Consider the following 17178-nt stretch of genomic DNA (forward strand, 5'->3'; position numbering starts at 1 on the left):
ATGGTCTGGCAGAACAGACGTTTGCCGAAGGACTTCTTCCGGTTGGAGACGCAGCCCGAGGAAGGCGCCCGCGTCGCGGAGGTCGTCGATGCCGTGATTCCAGGAGGGAAGGGCTTCATCCAGCAGCTCTTCCGCGCGAAGAAGGACGTGCTGCAAGGGGTCTCCCACCTGCTCCAGGCGCAGATCCACGAGCTGGAGCACATCGACTCGGCCATCCGGGGCGAGTACCGGCCGGGCGTCGCCGGTGCGGCGGCCTCGTGCGCGGAGTCGCCGCTCAGCCCGCGCATGATGACCATCAAGCAGATGATGGAGGAGGCCAGCGCGAAGCTCCGCGGAGAGCGGGTCGCTCACGCCCATGGGCCCGACGCCGCGTGTCCTCCGGCTCACACCACCCATGGCGCGGTGGAGCGCCCCAGGAGCACGGAAGGTGAGCCGGGCAGCCGTCCCGGCACCACGGGTCCGGAGAAGATTTCGCTCACCTGAGTCCACGTCGTCCGCGTCGTGCATCCACGGTCTTCCTCGCCACGTCGGTGGGCGCTGTCCCACCACGGGCGAGGTGTCGTCGAGGAGGCGGTCTCATGGAACAAGAGGGACAGGGACGTATCCTCGCGGAGCGACTCGCCGCGCTTTCACCCGAGCGCAGGGCGCTGCTGGAGCTGGCGCTGAAGCGGGCCCCGGCACCTCGTGCGGTGGGTCCGCGTCCTGGCCTGGACGTGTTGCTCCAGGAGGGGACGGAGGACTTCGCGACGTTGGCGCCGTTCCCGGAGGTCGCCGCGGAGTTCTCCTGGGTGCTCGCGGCGCGAGGGACGCGGACGTACGAGCAGGCCCGGCTCCTGGAGGACGCGCACCGCGAGCTGCGCGGGGTGCTGTTCCGGTCGGTGGACCTCACCGCGTGCGAGCGGGTCCTCGGCTTCGGCGGCGGTGAAGGCCGCGAGTGGGTGTCGCTGGCCCGACGGCCCGGGACGTTCCGCATCTTCGGCCATGCATCCTCGTCCCGAGAGGTGGAGGCGGCCCGCGAGCGCGTGCGTGCCCAGGCGCTGGAGGGCCGCATCGAGGTCGTGACGGGCGGGCTCGACTCCGACGCGCTGGAGCCGGGCTTCGATGTCGCCTTCGGACTGGAGGCCCTCGGCCCTCCGGAGGACCGGCGGGCTCTCTTCGCGGCCCTGGGGAAGAAGGTCCGCGAAGGGGGGCGACTGGTCCTCGGGGACGTGTTCCTGAAGACGGGCCTGGCGCCGCCGCACGTCGAGCGACTGTCGCTGCCGCTCATCGAGGAGCTGGCCGTCTGGCTCACCACGAATGGCTTCCTCGTCGTGGACTGCGTGGACGCGGCCCGGGAGATGGGGAACTTCCTCCACGAGCCCCAGCTGGACGCGCGGCTGTCGCAGCTGGGCTGGGGGGGCGAGGATGCGCGTGCGCAGGTGGCCCGCGCGTACGAGGTGATGGGCGGTCTGCTCCGTGGCGGCGCGGCCGCCTATCTGCTGCTGACCGCCGAGCGGCGCGGTGGGATGGAGTCAGGGCAGCTGGAGGCGCTGAACCGCGAGAGGCTGACGGCGGCGACTCCCTACGCCGAGCTGCCACACACGTGGGTGTATGCGCCCACGTGGCGTCCCGTCGCCAGCCCTCCGCCCGCGGAGGAAGCCACCCCGTCGCCCGGGCACTGCCTGGTCTTCGCGGACAAGGGAGGCCTGGGCGAGGCGCTCTCGCGGCGCGTGAGCGAGGCGGGGGGACGCTGCACCTTCGTCCACCGCGGCGAGGTGTTCCGACAGCGCGAGGACGGCGGTTACGAAGTGCCCCCGCGGAACCCGGAGTCCTTCCTCCGGTTGATGGAGGCGCTGTCCGCCGCCGGGCTCGTGCCTTCCCAGGTCGTCTACCTGTGGAGCCTCGAGGTGCCGGAGCCGGAGGGGCTGACCGTCGCGCGGCTCCAGGACGAGACGCTCGATGTGTGCGGCGGCCTGCTGTACCTCGCCCAGGCCCTGCTCACGGCGGGCGCGAGCCACCCGGCCTCGCCTTCACTCTGGATGGCCACGCGGGGCGCCCAGCGCGCCGACGACACGGGTGGGCTCCCGGGCCTGCTGGGGGCTCCACTCTGGGGCTTGGGGAAGGCGATCGCCTATGAGCACCCGGAGCTCGACTGCCGCCGGGTCGACCTGGATCCGCGGCGCGACCTCGAGGACGGAGCGCAGGCGCTGTGGACGGAGCTGTGCTCCCGCGACGACGAGGACCAGGTCCTGTTGCGCGAGGGGCGGCGCCACGTGCTGCGGCTGGCCCGGCATCGGCGGTGGGACTGGGAGGGCGCGGGACGCCTTCAGTTCAGGGCGGACGCCACCTACCTGGTGACGGGAGGGCTGGGCGGACTGGGCCTCCAGGTGGCGCGGTGGATGGTGGAGCGCGGGGCGCGCAACCTGGTGCTCCTGGGGCGCAAGCGGGCGAGCGACGTGTCCGCCGAGGAGGTGAAGGAGATGCGGGCCCGGGGCGCGGCCATCATCTCGCTCGCGGGTGTGTCGGTGGACTCGGACCTCGACTTCGTGATGGCGGGCATCTCGAAGCGCATGCCGCCGCTGCGAGGCATCATCCACGCGGCGACGGAGGTGGACGACGGCATCCTCGTGCACCAGACGCGCGAGCGCCTGGGCCGGGTGTTCGCGGCCAAGGTCGCCGGTGCGTGGAACCTGCACCGGTGGCTCGCGGGCACGCCGCTCGACTTCTTCTTCTCGCTGTCCTCGTCCACGTCGTTGATGGGCGCCTCGGGGCAGGGCAACCACCTGGCGGCGACAGCCTTCCTGGACGGGCTCGCCGAGTACCGACGCTCCCAGGGCCTGCCAGGGCAGAGCTCGAGCTGGGGCGCCTGGACACAGCCCGGCGACGAGGCCCAGGCGGCGCTGGACGCGCGCATGCGCAAGCGCGGCGTGGGCCTGGTGCCTGCGAGGCAGGCGTTCGCCATCCTGGAGCAGGTCTTTGGTCCGATGCCGGCGGTGGTGGGGGTGATGCCCATCCACTGGCCCACCTTCCTCGGCGGCCTCCCGGGGGACGGGCCTCCGCCGTTGTTCGCGGACTTCGGTGGGGATGCTGGTGCGGGTCACGCGGGCGCGGAGCTGAGACGCGAGCTGCTGCGCCGCGTGCGCCAGGGCTCCGCGGAGGACGGGCGGAGCGCGGTGCTCGAGTGGTTCCGCGCGCGGGTGGCGAAGGTGCTGGAGCTGGGCGTCACCCAGCTCCCGGAGCCGGAGCAGTCGCTGCATGAGCTGGGGCTCGACTCCCTGATGGGCGTGGAGCTCAAGAAGCTGCTGCACGCGGAGCTGCGGGTGGAGTTCCCCCTCCAGGAGCTGTTGGGGGGCAAGAGCATCGGTGAGCTGTCGGGTTCTCTCTACGAAGCCCTGCGTTGAGATTCGCAAAGGAGTGGAACGTGTCTGGTGATTCCGTTCAGGTCCGCTTCGTCGTTGCTCCCTTCCTCCCCGAACACCAGCCCGCGCTGGGCGTGAGCACGCTGATAGGGGTGCTCGGCAGGAGCGGCATCCAGGCGGATGTCCGCTACCTCAACGTCCAGTTCATGCGGCAGATCGGCTGGGAGCTCTACTACTACCTCTCCTACGCCACGCCCCCGGAGATCCTCGCGGGGGAGATGGCCTTCCTGCCGGCCTCGCCGGACCTGCTGCTGGGGGAGATGGTCTTCGCTCCGGCGCTGTGGGGCGACGCGGCCTCGAACTGGGAGGAGTACGCGGACCGCCTGACGCCGCTGCTGGAGGTGAAGCAGCACACGGAGGGCGCCACCTCGGGCGGCGCGCGGCGTGAGCAGGCGCTGCACTGGGGACGTGCCCGCGAGCTGATTCGCGCCCTGCGCGAGGACAGCCCGCGCATCGTCAGGCAGTGGGCGCAGGACATCCTCGTGGACAATCCGCGCGTCATCGGCTTCACCTCGACGTTCCAGCAGAGCGTCGCCTCGCTCGCGCTGGCGAAGGAGCTGCGCCGGCTGCGCCCGCGCGAGGAGCTGACGCTCATCATGGGCGGCGCCAACTGCGAGGCCGACATGGGCAAGGCGCTCTCGGACAACTTCCCCTTCATGGACCACGTGGTCTCCGGAGAGGGCGAGGGCGTCATCGTCGACCTGGTCAAGGGCGTGTTGGATCGCCGAGGCGGCCGCCCCCAGCCTCGCTACGTGGCCGCGCCGCCGTTCGAGGCCATGGACACGCTGCCGATTCCGGACTTCGACCACTACTTCGAGGCCATCAAGGACATGCCGATGGCCAAGCGCGCCAACCTGACGGCGGAGTCGTCGCGTGGCTGCTGGTGGGGGGCGAAGTCGCACTGCACCTTCTGCGGCCTCAACGGCTCCGGCATGGCGTACCGGAGCAAGGACCCGGGTCGCTTCGTCCAGGAGCTGCGCACGTTGGCGGGTCGCTACGGCTTCAACTTCTTCATGATGGCCGACAACATCCTGGACCTGAAATACATCAAGTCGGTGTTCCCCGCGCTCATCGAGCAGGGGGACGAAATCACCATGTTCTATGAGACGAAGAGCAACCTCCGGAAGGAGCAGCTCGAGCTCATGGTCGCCGGGGGGGTCACCGAGCTGCAGCCGGGCATCGAGAGCCTCAGCACGCCCATCCTGGAGCTGATGGACAAGGGCACCACGCGCCTGCAGAACATCCAGCTCATCAAGTGGTGCGAGGAGTTCGACATCAACGTGAACTGGAACATCCTCTTCGGCTTCCCGGGTGAGGCGCCCGAGGAGTACGCGGAGATGGCCCGGCTGATGCCCTCGCTCGTCCACCTGCCCCCGCCTGGAGGATGCGGGCGCATCCGCATGGACCGGTTCGCGCCGTATTGGAAGACGCCGGAGAAGTACAACCTCAAGAACGTCCGCCAGAAGTGGGCGTATGACTATGTCTACGCCGCGCTGCCCGCCGAGGAGCGCCGGCGCATCGCGTACTACTTCGACTACGACCTCGAGGGCGACATCGACCCGACGGTCTATCTCCAGGACACGCTGAAGCGGACCGAGGAGTGGCGCGACGGGTACAGCCGGGGCGTGACGCTCGAGCTGAAGACGCGCGATGGCGCGACGTACGTGCTGGACACGCGGGACGGGGCGTCGCGGGAGACGGAGGTGACGGTGGACGGCATCCGGCTGTTGAAGGCCATGGACTCCATCCAGAGCGCTCGTGTCGGGCTCGAGAAGGTGAACGAGTCGCGCGAGGGAGGCCCGATGCCGGCGGCGGACTTCGACGCGATGCTCGCGCGGTTCCTGGAGTGGGGTTGGGTCATCCGCGAGGGCGCGAAGCACCTGAGCCTCGTGCTGGACCGCACGGAGCGCCAGCGCATCATCGACCTGAAGATGGCCGCGCAGCTGGGCACGATCGACTGGGCCCGTCTTGGGGCCAGGCCGGCGGTGAGCCCCGGCCCCGCGCAGCTCGTCGCCTCTTCGACCTAGGCCCACGCGATGCCCGACGACTCGACGTCCTCCCCCACGGAGGAGCTGACGCCCCTGCAGCGGGCGGCCCTGGCCATCAAGACCCTCCGCGCGAAGGTGGAGGGGTTGGAGCACGCGCGCTCGGAGCCCATCGCCATCATCGGCATGGGGTGCCGCTTCCCTGGGGGCGCGGACACGCCGGAGCGGTACTGGGAGCTCCTGCGCGCGGGAGTCGACGCGGTGGGGCCGGTGCCCGCGGACCGCTGGGACGCGCAGGCCTATTTCGCCGAGGACCCCGATGCCGCGTGGAAGATGGTCGTGCGCGAAGGGGGCTTCCTCTCGCAGCCCATCGCCGCGTTCGACTGCGAGTTCTTCGGGCTGTCGCCACGCGAGGCGAGCTACGTCGACCCCCAGCAGCGCTTGATGCTGGAGGTCGCGTGGGAGTCGCTGGAGGACGCGGGCATTGCCCCGGGCTCGCTGGCGGGGAGCGACACGGGCGTGTACGTCGGCTTCCTCAGCAGCGACTACGGGCGCGTCCCGTTCAATGCGCTGCCGACGAGGGACCTGCCCTACATGGGGACGGGGAACGAGCTGAGCTTCTCGGCGGGACGCGTCTCGTATGTGCTGGGATTGCAGGGCCCGTCCATGGTCGTCGCGACGGCGTGCTCGTCGGCGCTCGTCTCGGTCCACCTCGCGTGCCAGGCGCTGCGTCAGGCGGAGTGCTCGCTGGCACTCGCGGGGGGCGTGAACCTCATCCTCCATCCGGACAACAACATCGTCCTGTCGAAGATGCGGGCGCTGGCGCCGGATGGGCGCTCGAAGACCTTCGATGCGTCCGCCAACGGATACGGGCGAGGTGAGGGCTGCGGCGTCCTGGTGCTCAAGCGGCTCTCGGATGCGCTGCGGGACAAGGACCGCATCCACGCCGTCGTCCGGGGCTCGGCGGTGAACCACGACGGGCCCAGCGGTGGGCTGACGGTGCCTCATGGGCCCGCGCAGGAGAAGCTGCTGCGCAGGGCGCTGAGGTCCGCGAGCCTCTCGCCGTCCGACGTGCGCTACGTGGAGGCGCATGGGACGGGGACGCCGCTGGGAGACCCCATCGAGCTGCGGGCCCTGGACGCGGTGCTCGGGGAGGGGCGAGGTACAGAGGCGCCGCTCCTGGTCGGCTCGGTGAAGACGAACCTGGGCCACCTGGAGTCGGCCGCTGGCGCCGCGGGGCTCATCAAGGTCGCGCTCTCGCTGCGCCATGGCGCCATTCCTCCGCACCTGCACCTGCGCAATCCCAACCCGGCCATCGACTGGGAGCAGCTGCGGCTCCGGGTGCCCACGGAGATGACACCGTGGCCTGCGGGGCCCCGGGTCGCGGGCATCAGCGGGTTCGGCCTCAGTGGGGTCAACGCCCATGTCCTCGTCGCGGAGGCCCCGCCCGAGGCCCCCAGGGGCCCGGAGGAGTTCCCGAGGCCCGTCCACGTCCTTGCGTTGTCGGCGAGGAGTCCGGAGGCGCTGGGGGCGCTCGCGCAGCGCTACGACGAGGCGCTCGGGAGCGCGGAGCTGACCGCAACACCCGTGGGGGATGTGTGCTTCACCGCGAACACGGGGCGCACCCATTTCCAGTACCGTCTCGCCGTGCTCGGGGACTCGCACGAGGGCCTGCGCGAGCAGCTCCGCGCGAGACGTGACGTGCAGCGCGTCCAAGGCGCTCCCCGCATCGCGTTCCTGTTCACGGGACAGGGCTCGCAGTGGCTCGGGATGGGCGAGGAGCTCTTCCGGACGGAGCCGCTCTTCCGTCAGACGCTGCAGCGCTGTGACGAGGTGCTGGCTCCGCTGCTGGGACAGTCGCTCCCCGGGCTGCTGTACCCGTCCGAGCGCGACGAGGCCGCCCGCGCGCGACTGGACGCGACGGGCTTCACGCAGCCGGTGCTGTTCGCGCTCGAGTACGCACTGGCGCGGGTGTGGATGTCGTGGGGCATCGTCCCTGACTTCGTGATGGGGCACTCCGTGGGCGAGCTGGTGGCCGCGTGCGTGGCCGGTGTCTTCACGTTGGAGGAGGGTCTCCAGCTCATCGTGGCGCGCGCCCGGTTGATGCAGTCGCTCCCCTCGGGGGGCGCGATGGCCACCGTGTCCGCGGACCCGTCGATGGTGGAGACGCTGCTGCCCCGGTATGAGGGACAGGTCTCCATCGCGGCGCTCAACGGTCCGCGCAGCGTCGTCATCTCGGGTCGCGAGGGCGCGGTGCGCGACTGTCTCGGCGAGCTGGACAAGCAGGGCAAGCGCGGCTCGCTCCTGCGTGTGTCCCACGCCTTCCATTCGGCGCTGATGGACCCCATCCTCGACGCGTTCTCGCGCGAGGTGGCCAAGGTCCGCCTCCAGCCTCCGGCCATCCCACTCATCTCCAACGTGAGCGGTGAGGAGGCCCGTGGTGAGCTGCTGGAGCCCCGGTATTGGGTGGAGCAGCTCCGGGGGCCCGTGCGGTTCGCGCGGAGCGTGGAGATGCTGAGCCGGGCGGGGGTCCAGGCCTTCGTGGAGGTGGGGCCCAGGCCGACCCTGACCGCGATGGGGCAGGCGTGTGTCTCCGGGGAGGGAACGCTCTGGTTGTCGAGCCTCCGGCCGGAGCGCTCGGATTGGCGGCAGATGCTGGAGGGGCTCGCCTCGCTCTATTCGGCGGGCGCGACGGTGGATTGGCTCGGGCTGGATGCAGGCCGGGAGCGACGCAAGGTCTCGCTGCCGGGGTACCCCTTTCAACGCAAGAGGCACTGGATGGAGCTGGCCGGCACGGGGTGGGATCGTCAGGGCGTGCGAGCCCGGAGCACCGCGGGCGTCCACCCGCTGCTGGGGAGCCGACAGGACTCGCCGGCCCGGACACGACAGTTCGAGTCCTCGCTGGGGGCCTCCTCGCCCGCGTTCCTTCGGGACCACGCCGTATACGGACAGCTCGTCGTGCCGGGAGCGGCGTACGTGGAGATGGGGCTCGCCGCGGGCCTGGCGCTGTTCGGAGCGGACGGATGCGTTGTCGACGAGCTCGGCTTCTCGCAGGCCCTCTTCCTCCCTGAGGAAGGGGAGCGGCGCGTGCAGTTGCTCTACACGCCGGAGGGAGACCGCGCGGGGCGGTTCGAGATCTTCAGCCAGGAGTCGACGGCAGGTGAGCCCGAGCCGTCATGGACCCTCCATGCCCACGGCAGGCTCCGCGCGGCGACGCGAGAGTCGGGTGGACGTGTCGACCTTCACGCGCTGCGGACCGCGCTCGGCGCCGAAGTGGCCGTGGATGGCTACTACGACAAGCTGGGCAAGGCGGGTCTCGCCTATGGCCCCAGCTTCCGAGCCATTCGCGGGCTGTGGAGTGGTGGGAGCGAGGTGTTGGGGCAGCTCGCCCTGGCCGGTGGGGCCGTGGTGGATGCGGAGCGCTATGTCCTTGTGCCCGCGCTCCTGGATGCCTGCTTCCAGATGGTGGGGGCCGTCCTGGAGGAGGAGGGCGATGCCGCCTATCTGCCGGTCGGCGTCGGAACGGTCCAGGTGTGGAGAGCGGGGGCACGTGAGGTCTGGGCGCACGCGCGGATGTCGCGTGACGAGGAGGCGAAGGGGTCCGGCTACACGTGTGACCTGGAGCTGTTCACCGCGGAGGGGGAGCTCGTGGCCGTGGTGGAGCGGCTGCGACTGCAGCGTGTCGGTCGCGACGGATTCCTGGGAGCAAGGAGCAAGCGCTTGCAGAACTGGCTCTATGAGCTGGAGTGGCGGGACGCTCCGTCAGTGGCGGCGTCCCGGTCTGTCGGTTTCGGCCTCATCCTCGATGACGGGACAGGGGTGGGGAGCCGCCTCGCGGAGGGGCTCCGGGCACGAGGCTGGCGCGTGGAGACGGTGGCGCGAGAGCGTGCCTTCGACCGCGAGCGCGCCGAGGCGCTCCTCGCGATGCGTGAAGGCCCGGCACCGGTGCACGTCATCGACCTCTGGAGTTTGGATGGCGCGGGGACCGATGTGCCCGGTGCGGCCTTGGAGCACGGCACGCGGGTGCTGGAGCTGGTGCAGGCCCTCGTCCGGGCCCCGATGGGGTCCACGTCGCTCTGGCTCGTGACACGAGGGGCGCAGGCCGCTGTCGAAGGAGGGCCGCTCTCCGGACCCGCGGGCGCGGTCCTGTGGGGACTCGGCAAGGCGATTGCTCGCGAGCATCCGGAGCTTCAATGCCGCCGCGTGGACCTGGACCCGAGTGCTCCCGAGCACGAGGTGGAGCAACTGCGGGACGAGCTGCTCGGCGGGAGCGAGGAGGAGGTGGCCCTTCGAGGTCGGAGCCGCCGCGTGCCACGACTGGTGCGCAGCCGTCGACTGCGGCTGTCGAGCGGCGAGACCGAAGCCTCGCTGCGTCCGGATGCGAGCTACCTCGTCACGGGGGGGCTCGGCGGGCTGGGGCTCGCCGTGGCGGAGCGACTGGTGGAACGTGGGGCGCGACATCTCGTCCTGCTGGGACGCAAGTCTCCGGGGGATGCTGCACGCACGCGACTGGCGGCACTGGCGGAGCGGGGCGTGGAGGTGCGGACGCTCTCGTGCGACGTGTCCGTGGCTTCCGAGCTCGAGCGTGCCCTCGAGGGATGTCAGCCGCCCATCCGTGGCGTGGTGCATGCGGCGGGTGTCATCGACGACGGGCTGTTGATGCAGATGACGCCCGAGCGGTTCTCCAACGTGTTCGCCGCGAAGGTCTCCGGCGGATGGAATCTGCACCGTGTGTTCCAGGGGGCGGCGCTCGACTTCTTCGTCCTCTTCTCCTCGGCGGCGTCGATGATTGGCTCCGCCGGTCAGTCGAGCTACGTGGCCGCGAATGCATTCCTGGACTCACTGGCGCACCTGCGTCGTGCCGAGGGGGTGCCCGGCCTGAGCCTCGACTGGGGCGCCTGGTCCGAAGTCGGCGCCGCCGCGGAGGAGTCACTCCAGCGGCGCATGGAGCAGCTGGGCTTCGGCGTGATTCCTCCCGCGGACGGGCTGCGCGTCTTCGAGCAGGCGCTGGGGTTGGGAGGTCAGCTCGGCATCCTGCCGGTGGACTGGGCCGTGCTCGGGCGCCGGGGGCGCGCCGCGCTGTACGAGGACTTCGTCGCGCAGCCGGGGCCGGCCGCGAGCGAAGACCTCCGGGCGAAGCTGGAGCGCCTGCCGCCCGCCGAGCGCCGAGCCGAGCTGCGCGTGCACGTGGGCGGCCTGGTGAACGGTGTGTTGGGGCGACCTCTGACGGAGGCGCTGGACCCGGGCCAGGGCTTCTTCGACCTGGGCATGGACTCGCTGATGTCCGTGGAGCTGCGCAACGTCCTCCAGCGAAGCCTGGGCGTCTCGCTGCCCGCGACGGTCGCCTTCGACAACCCCACGGTGAACGCGCTCGTGGACCATCTGGCCAGGGAGGTGCTGGGCCTGCCGGAGCAGGCGGCACCCGCGAGGGAGCGGGTCGAGGACGCGGACCTGGAAGCGCTCCTGTCCGACGTGGATGACCTGGCCGATGGCGACGTCCAGGAACTGCTGCGCCGTCGCCGCTGAGCCGAGCCCTTCGAGGACACCATGACGACGGATTCCACCCCCCGCCTCAGTGACCTGCCGCCACTCAAGCTGGCGTTGTTGGCGCGCAAGGTCGAGTCGAAGCTGTCGCTGGCGTTGAGCGAGCCCATCGCCATCATCGGGATGGGGCTGCGGTTCCCTGGCGGCGCGGACACGCCGGAGTCCTTCTGGGAGTTGTTGAAGGAGGGGAGGGAGGCCATCACTCCCATTCCTTCTTCGCGCTGGGATGTCGACGCGTACTACGACCCGACGCCGGGGACGCCGGGGAAGATGTACACGCGGCATGGTGCCTTCATCCGAGGGGTAGAGGACTTCGACCCGCAGTTCTTCGGCATCTCTCCGCGAGAAGCGTCCCGGATGGACCCTCACCAGCGATTGCTCCTGGAAGTGACCTGGGAGGCGCTGGAGCGCGCGGGCCTGTCGGCGGCGGACCTCAAGGGCAGCTCCACGGGCGTCTTCGTCGGCATGATGAACGAGGACTTCTCGCACCTGATGACGGATGCGACGCAGATCGACCTGCACACCGCCTCGGGCTCGGGGTTGAGTGTCGCGGCGGGGAGGCTGGCCTACAGCCTGGGACTGCAGGGGCCGACGATGGCCGTCGACGCGGCCTGCTCGTCATCGCTGGTCACGGTGCACCTGGCATGTCAGAGCCTGCGGACGCGCGAGTGTGACCTGGCCCTGGCCGGTGGCATCAGCCTCATCCTGTCGCCGCTGACGTCCGTGGTGAACTGCGCGATGCGCATGCTCTCCGCGAAGGGGCGGTGCAGCACGTTCGACGCCTCGGCGGATGGCTTCGTGCGAGGCGAGGGCTGCGGGATGCTCGCGCTCAAGCGACTGTCGGACGCGGTCGCGGACAGGGACCCCATCCTGGCGTTGCTGAGAGGCTCCGCGACCAACCACAGCGGTCAGTCGAGCGGTCTGACCGTTCCCAATGGCAATGCGCTGGCGAAGGTGATGCGCGCGGCGCTGAAGTCCGGCGGTGTCGAGCCCGAGCAGGTGGGCTATCTGGAAGCCCATGGCACGGGAACGGCCATCGGGGACCCCATCGAGATGGAGGCGCTGGGCCGCGTCTTCGGGCCCGCGCACTCGCGAGAGGCGCCGGTGGTCGTCGGCTCCGTGAAGACCAACATCGGCCATACCGAGGGCGCGGCGGGGGTGGCGGGCATCATCAAGGTCGTGCTCGCGCTCCAACACGAGGAGATCCCCGCGCACCTGAACCTGGAGACGCCCAACCCCAACATCCGCTGGGATGCGCTGCCCGTCGTCGTGCCGCGCGAGCGCATGCGCTGGGCGCGAGGGGCGAAGCGGCGAATCGCCGGAGTGACGGCGTTCGGCTTCAACGGGACGAACGCGCACGTGCTCGTCGAAGAGGCGCCCCTCGTCGAGTCCGCCCCGATGGAGGTCGCACCGTCACCCCAGCTGCTGCTGCTGTCGGCCCGCTCCGCGCCAGCGCTCCAGTCCCTGGCGCGGCGCTACGTGGAGCACTTCTCGACGGAGACGGCGCACCGGCCCTCGTTCGGGGACGTCTGCTTCACGGCCAACACGGGCCGGGTCGCGTTCGCGCATCGGGTCGCTCTCGTGGCGTCGAGCGACAGCGAGGCCCGCCAGAAGCTCACGGGCTTCATGCAAGGCGACCAGGTGCCAGGTGTGTGGACCGGCTCCGGGCGACAGCGGCCCCGTCTGGCGTTCTTGTTCGCGGGCTGGGCGTGGGAATGGCAAGGCTGGGGACGAAGACTCTTCGAGTCCGAGCCTGTCTTCAGGGAAGCCATCCTCCACTGCGAGGGCGCGCTGGGCCGGCCTCTGGTCCCTGGGCTCTTCTCCGTGCGAGGGGCGGACTCGGGCCCGCTGGGACCAGGCCTCACGCTTCCGGGGATGTTCGCGGTGCAGTGTGGACTGGTTCAGCTGTGGAGGGCGTGGGGCATCGCGCCGTCGGCGGTGTTGGGCGTCGGCGTAGGAGAGTACGCGGCGGCCTGTGCCGCGGGTGTGCTCACCTGGGCGGATGGAATGGCGCTCGTGGCGACGCTGGGTGAGCAGCTCGAGCGCGCGGCCCCTGGCGCCGAGCTGAGGGTCGAGCAGCCCGAGCAGCTCTCGGATGTCCTCCCGAGGCTTCCGGACGTGTGCCTGTTGGGGCTCGATGGCGAGGGGCGCGGCATCCTCTCAGGCACTCGCGCGGCCATCGAAGCGGCGCGAGCGGAGCTGCTCGAGCAGGGGATTCATGCCGAGTCGCGCGACACGTCACACGCCCTCACCCTGACGGCCTGGAGCGCCGCGCGCGAGGCGGTGGCCGCGGCGGCGCGCTCGAAGGTGCACGAACGACCCCGCGTCCCCTGGCTGTCCGCGCTCACGGGAAAGGTGATGGAGGCGCCGAGCGCGGAGTGCTGGCGAGAGCGCCCGGGGGCCCCTGGGCAATGGCTCACCGCGATGGATGCGTTGAGGGGGCACGGGGTGAGCGGCTCTCTGGACGTGGGCCCCGGCGCGGGCTGGATGGCCCTGGGGCTGCGTGTCCGTCCCGTGCCAGCGCACCCCTGGTTCCCCAGCCTGCGTGCACCGGACGATGACAGGACCGTGCTCGTCGAGAGCCTCGCGGGCCTGGTTGCCGCGGGGGCTGAGGTCGCGTGGTCGGAGGTCTATCGGGACAGGGCCCACGACAAGGTGGTGCTCCCGACGAGCTGCTTCCAGCGCAGTAGGTACTGGTTCGATCGCCCCGCGACGCCCGAGGTGCCCACCGTCTTGCCAGGAGGGGACCTGGAGGCGTTGGCGGGACAGCTGGACCTGCTCGAACAGCTCACGGACGAGCAGGTCCAGGCGCTGTTGGAGGGCCAGCAGCGAAGAGGCTGAGGGGCGCTATCGCTGGGACGCCTGCGCGCAGGCCTGGACCATGGCTGTGATTGCGGACAGGGTGGCGAGGTTCTCCACGCGCATCGCGTCCGCGGGGATGGTGATGCCGTATTGCTTCTCGATGAAGCTCATCATCCGCGCTGTCTCCAGCGAGTTCAGGATGCCGAGCTCGAGCAGGGGAGTGGAGGGCAGGAGCTCCTCCGCCTCACCTTCGAGAATCTCTTCGGCGATGTACCGGGTCAAACTGGCGAGAAGCTGAGTCTGATTCACGGCGTCGACCCCCCATGAGCAGGCAGGGTCGACGGTAGAGCATGTGCCGTGGACCCACCAGCACGTCATGGGTTCCCTCGTGCACTGCATGACGCGAGGGCCGCAGCGCTACGGCTGGGCCGTCGGAGCCGTCGCGGGCTCGGCGGCCTTGTTGTCCGCGCCTTCGATCTTCACCTGCTCCAAGGCCGCGTCCTTCACTTCGATCTTCGCCTTCGACTTCAGGCCGTCGATGAAGCCCTCCATCGCCTTGGAGCGGCGCTCACCCAACAGGCGCGCCTCGATGCGCGGCCGGGCCTGCTCGAAGGACAGGTCCATTCCCACCTGACGGCTCTGCAGCTTCACCAGGTGGAAGCCCTTCTCCGTCTCCACCACCTGGCCGATGTCCGCCGGCGTCTTCAACCCGAAGGCCGCCTCCGCCAGCGTGGCGCCCCAGCTCTGCGTCAGCTCCTCCCGGCTGCGGAAGCCCAGGTCTCCACCCGAGGACTTGGAGACGGGGTCCTGCGACTGCTCGGACGCGGCCAGCTCGAAGGCGCTCTTGGTGGGGCCCGCCTCCTTGCCCTTCAGGTCCGCCAGGAGCTTCGTCGCCGCGGTGCGCGCCTGGGCCCGCCTGGCCGCGTCGGCCTGCGGGGCCTCCAGGAAGATGTGGCTCACCCGCACGCGCTCGGGCCGGACGAACTCCGACTGGTGCTCCTCGAAGTACTTGCGCAGCTCGGGCTCGTCGAGCTTTCCGGCCGCCGCCTCCTGCTGCTTCCGGAGCAGCTTCTGCACCATCACCTTCTCCACCGTCGCCTTGATCTCCGGGTCGTCCTCCAACCCCTGACGTCGGGCCTCCTGCACCAGCAGCTCGAAGCGCACGAGGTTGTCGACGAACTCCTTCTTCTTCTCGAGCGTGGCGTAGCGGTTGCGAACGAACAGGGGCTGCTCGTCCAGCTTCGCCTTCACCTCGTTGGCGGTCAGGTTGCGGTCATTGATGACCGCGACGACGGGGCTCGAGTCCTGGGGCGCCTGCTTCGCGGGGCCCGCGCTTCCCCCCTCGCAGGCGGAGAGCGCGAGGACGGCGAGGGCGGCGGAGAGGACTCGGGTTCGGATGGAGCGCGTGTGCATGGGTGGAATCAACCTCGGGGCCTTCACCTTGCGTGTGGGAGCTCCGCGTTCTCGAGCGGAAGCCGCAAGCAACGCGTGAAGCGACAACCAAGAAGTGGCGCTGAATCGTATATCCAACATGGCGCAAGGTGCGAATCCCGTCGTTCCTCGTTTTGGGTCCAACGGGCGGAAGGAAAGCGTCCCTCCAAGGACGATACGGACGCGTCGGGTCCTGCTGGTCGCGTGGGCGCTGTGCGCGGCCTGCACGAAGCCGGCCCCCGTCGCGAGTCCCTCCCACGCGGGGGAGGGCCCCGTCGTGGGCCGCTTCGATGGTGGCGTGGTGACGCAGGCGGAGCTGGCCGAGGAGTCGGCCCGGCTGCCCTCGCCCCTGCGCGAGCAGTTCGAGCGCCCCGCCGGTCAGCGCGAGTTCGTGCGCTCCATGATCGACAAGCGCCTGTTGGCCCAGGAGGCCCGGGTCCGTGGCCTCCATCAGAAGCCGGAGATCCACAAGCAGGTGCAGGCCCTGGAGGAGCGGCTGGTCATCCAGGAGCTGCTCGCGGCGGAGGAGAAGGCGGTGGGCACGCCGGGCGAGCAGGCGCTGCGCGAGTACTACCAGCAGCACCGCGACGAGCTGGCCCAGCCCGAGCGGCTGCGGCTCGCGCGGGTGCAGGTGGTGGTGCCGCCCGCGGCGACGGCGACGCAGCGCGCCCAGGCGAAGCAGAAGGCGGAGCGGCTGGCGCAGCGACTGCGGTCCGGCGAGGCGCTGGAGAAGGTGGCGGCGGACGGGGATGGGCGCAGCGGGGAGCTGGGGTGGGTGGCGCGGGGAGACCTGCCGGACCGGGAGCTGGAGAGCGCGGCGTTCGGCTTGAAGAAGGTGGGAGACACCAGCGCGGTGGTGGCGGAGGCGAAGGGGTACTCGGTGGTGCGGCTGCTGGAGCGCCGGGAGGCGAGGGTGCCGGCGTTCGAGGAGGTGAGGGCGGAGGTGGAGGGGCGGGCGCTGCCGCAGTGGAAGCGAAAGGTTCTGGAAGGATTGCTGGCCCGGCTGCGTGAGACGGGCTCGGTGAGCATCGACATGCCTGGGACGCCCTGAGGGCGCAGGCGGGAGGGGTTGTGCATCTCTTTGTCTCGGACGGCTTGGGCGCCGTCGACGGCGTCGTGTGCCCTGAAGACCGAACCGCGCTGCGCCCGGGGCTCCGGCGCGCATGGCGTTGCTGCGCGTGGGTGTTGCTCGCGCTCACCCTGGGCGCCTGCCAGGACGAGAGCCTCGTCGCCGAGGTCGGCAAGCGCGACATCTCCAAGGCGGACGTCTCCGCGCTCATCGCCTCGCGCAGCTCGCGCGAACGCCCCACGTCGGGCGAGGCGCTGGACGCGCTCGTCGAGCGCTCGCTGCTCGCCGAGGAGGCCCGTCGCTCGGGGCTGCATGAGGACGCGGCCGTCCAGGCTCGCCTGCGCAGCGCCGAGCGCGAGGTGCTGGCCCATGCGCTGCTCGACAAGCACCTGGCGGAGGTCACCACCGAGGCCCGGCTGCGGGAGCGCTACGCGGTGACGCGGGAGCAGCTCGGCCGCCGCGAGGTCCACGTGCGGCAGCTCCTGGTGCGTGTGCCTCCGGGCGCGGACGACGAGACTCGGGCCCGGGCGCAGTCGCGGATGAACGCGCTGTTCGCGCGGCTCGCGGGCGGTGAGCCCTTCGAGAAGGTCGCGAGCGAGACCTCCGAGGAGACGGTGAGCGCGGCGCGAGGCGGAGACCTGGGGCCGGTGCTCGAAGGCCAGGTGGACGACGTGTTCTTCACCGAGGCCGCGCAGCTCTCCAAGGGCGAGCGTTCGCGGCCGTTCTCCACGGCGTATGGCCTGCATCTGCTCGAGGCCGTCGCGGACATGAAGACGGTGGTGCCGACCTTCGAGGAAGCGCGGGGGCGGCTGGAGTCGGACGCGCGGCGTGACGCGCAGGCGCGGCTCATGAAGGAGCTTCGTGAGCGCATTGCCGTGAAGACCCACCCGGAGCGTCTGGACGCCGCCGCGTCCGTCGCCACGAGTCAGACGGGCAAGGAATAAATTCC

At 70.6% G+C, this 17178-nt stretch carries 9 protein-coding genes; 7 read left to right on the forward strand and 2 right to left on the reverse strand.

Annotated features, from left to right (window positions below; translation table 11 throughout):
• From K8640_RS13470 to K8640_RS13490, 5 genes are all read left to right on the forward strand, one after another.
• Positions 1–483 (forward strand): hypothetical protein, encoded by a 483-nt coding sequence (locus K8640_RS13470; protein WP_223747406.1) that lies wholly within the window; start codon positions 1–3, stop codon positions 481–483.
• A gap of 95 nt (positions 484–578) precedes the next feature.
• Positions 579–3380 (forward strand): SDR family NAD(P)-dependent oxidoreductase, encoded by a 2802-nt coding sequence (locus K8640_RS42855; RefSeq protein ID WP_305070655.1) that lies wholly within the window; start codon positions 579–581, stop codon positions 3378–3380.
• Positions 3381–3400: 20 nt separating this feature from the next.
• Positions 3401–5425 carry a RiPP maturation radical SAM C-methyltransferase gene (locus K8640_RS13480; RefSeq protein ID WP_223747407.1) on the forward strand — a complete coding sequence of 675 codons (2025 nt, stop codon included), beginning with the start codon at positions 3401–3403 and terminating at the stop codon, positions 5423–5425.
• A 9-nt stretch (positions 5426–5434) separates the two neighbouring features.
• Complete coding sequence (locus K8640_RS13485) at positions 5435–10909, forward strand: type I polyketide synthase (protein ID WP_223747408.1); 5475 nt, start codon at positions 5435–5437, stop codon at positions 10907–10909.
• Between the two features lie 21 nt (positions 10910–10930).
• Positions 10931–13768, forward strand: coding sequence for a type I polyketide synthase (locus tag K8640_RS13490; RefSeq protein WP_223747409.1), 2838 nt, complete (start codon positions 10931–10933; stop codon positions 13766–13768).
• 6 nt (positions 13769–13774) lie between these two features.
• Here the strand turns inward: K8640_RS13490 and K8640_RS13495 are convergent, their stop codons facing one another.
• Together K8640_RS13495 and K8640_RS13500 are read right to left on the reverse strand one after the other, a co-directional pair.
• Positions 13775–14038 carry an acyl carrier protein gene (locus K8640_RS13495; RefSeq protein WP_223747410.1) on the reverse strand — a complete coding sequence of 88 codons (264 nt, stop codon included), beginning with the start codon at positions 14036–14038 and terminating at the stop codon, positions 13775–13777.
• Between the two features lie 108 nt (positions 14039–14146).
• A complete protein-coding gene (locus K8640_RS13500; protein WP_223747411.1) occupies positions 14147–15142 on the reverse strand; it encodes a peptidyl-prolyl cis-trans isomerase in 996 nt (331 codons plus the stop codon).
• 295 nt (positions 15143–15437) lie between these two features.
• On the opposite strand from K8640_RS13500, the gene K8640_RS13505 reads away from it, so the two are divergent.
• Together K8640_RS13505 and K8640_RS13510 are read left to right on the forward strand one after the other, a co-directional pair.
• Positions 15438–16211, forward strand: coding sequence for a peptidylprolyl isomerase (locus tag K8640_RS13505; protein WP_370640340.1), 774 nt, complete (start codon positions 15438–15440; stop codon positions 16209–16211).
• Between the two features lie 131 nt (positions 16212–16342).
• Positions 16343–17173, forward strand: coding sequence for a peptidylprolyl isomerase (locus K8640_RS13510; RefSeq protein WP_223747412.1), 831 nt, complete (start codon positions 16343–16345; stop codon positions 17171–17173).
• Positions 17174–17178 lie beyond the last annotated feature (5 nt).

This window comes from Myxococcus sp. XM-1-1-1 (assembly GCF_020037095.1).
In the GTDB taxonomy this organism is placed as follows: Bacteria; Myxococcota; Myxococcia; order Myxococcales; family Myxococcaceae; genus Myxococcus; species Myxococcus fulvus.

Excerpts from the sequence above, each read along its gene's own strand:
- K8640_RS13470 (WP_223747406.1), top strand. The coding sequence starts at position 1 with ATGGTCTGGCAGAACAGACGTTTGCCGAAGGACTTCTTCCGGTTGGAG.
- K8640_RS42855 (WP_305070655.1), top strand. The coding sequence starts at position 579 with ATGGAACAAGAGGGACAGGGACGTATCCTCGCGGAGCGACTCGCCGCG.
- K8640_RS13485 (WP_223747408.1), top strand. The coding sequence starts at position 5,435 with ATGCCCGACGACTCGACGTCCTCCCCCACGGAGGAGCTGACGCCCCTG.
- K8640_RS13490 (WP_223747409.1), top strand. The coding sequence starts at position 10,931 with ATGACGACGGATTCCACCCCCCGCCTCAGTGACCTGCCGCCACTCAAG.
- K8640_RS13500 (WP_223747411.1), bottom strand. The coding sequence starts at position 15,142 with ATGCACACGCGCTCCATCCGAACCCGAGTCCTCTCCGCCGCCCTCGCC.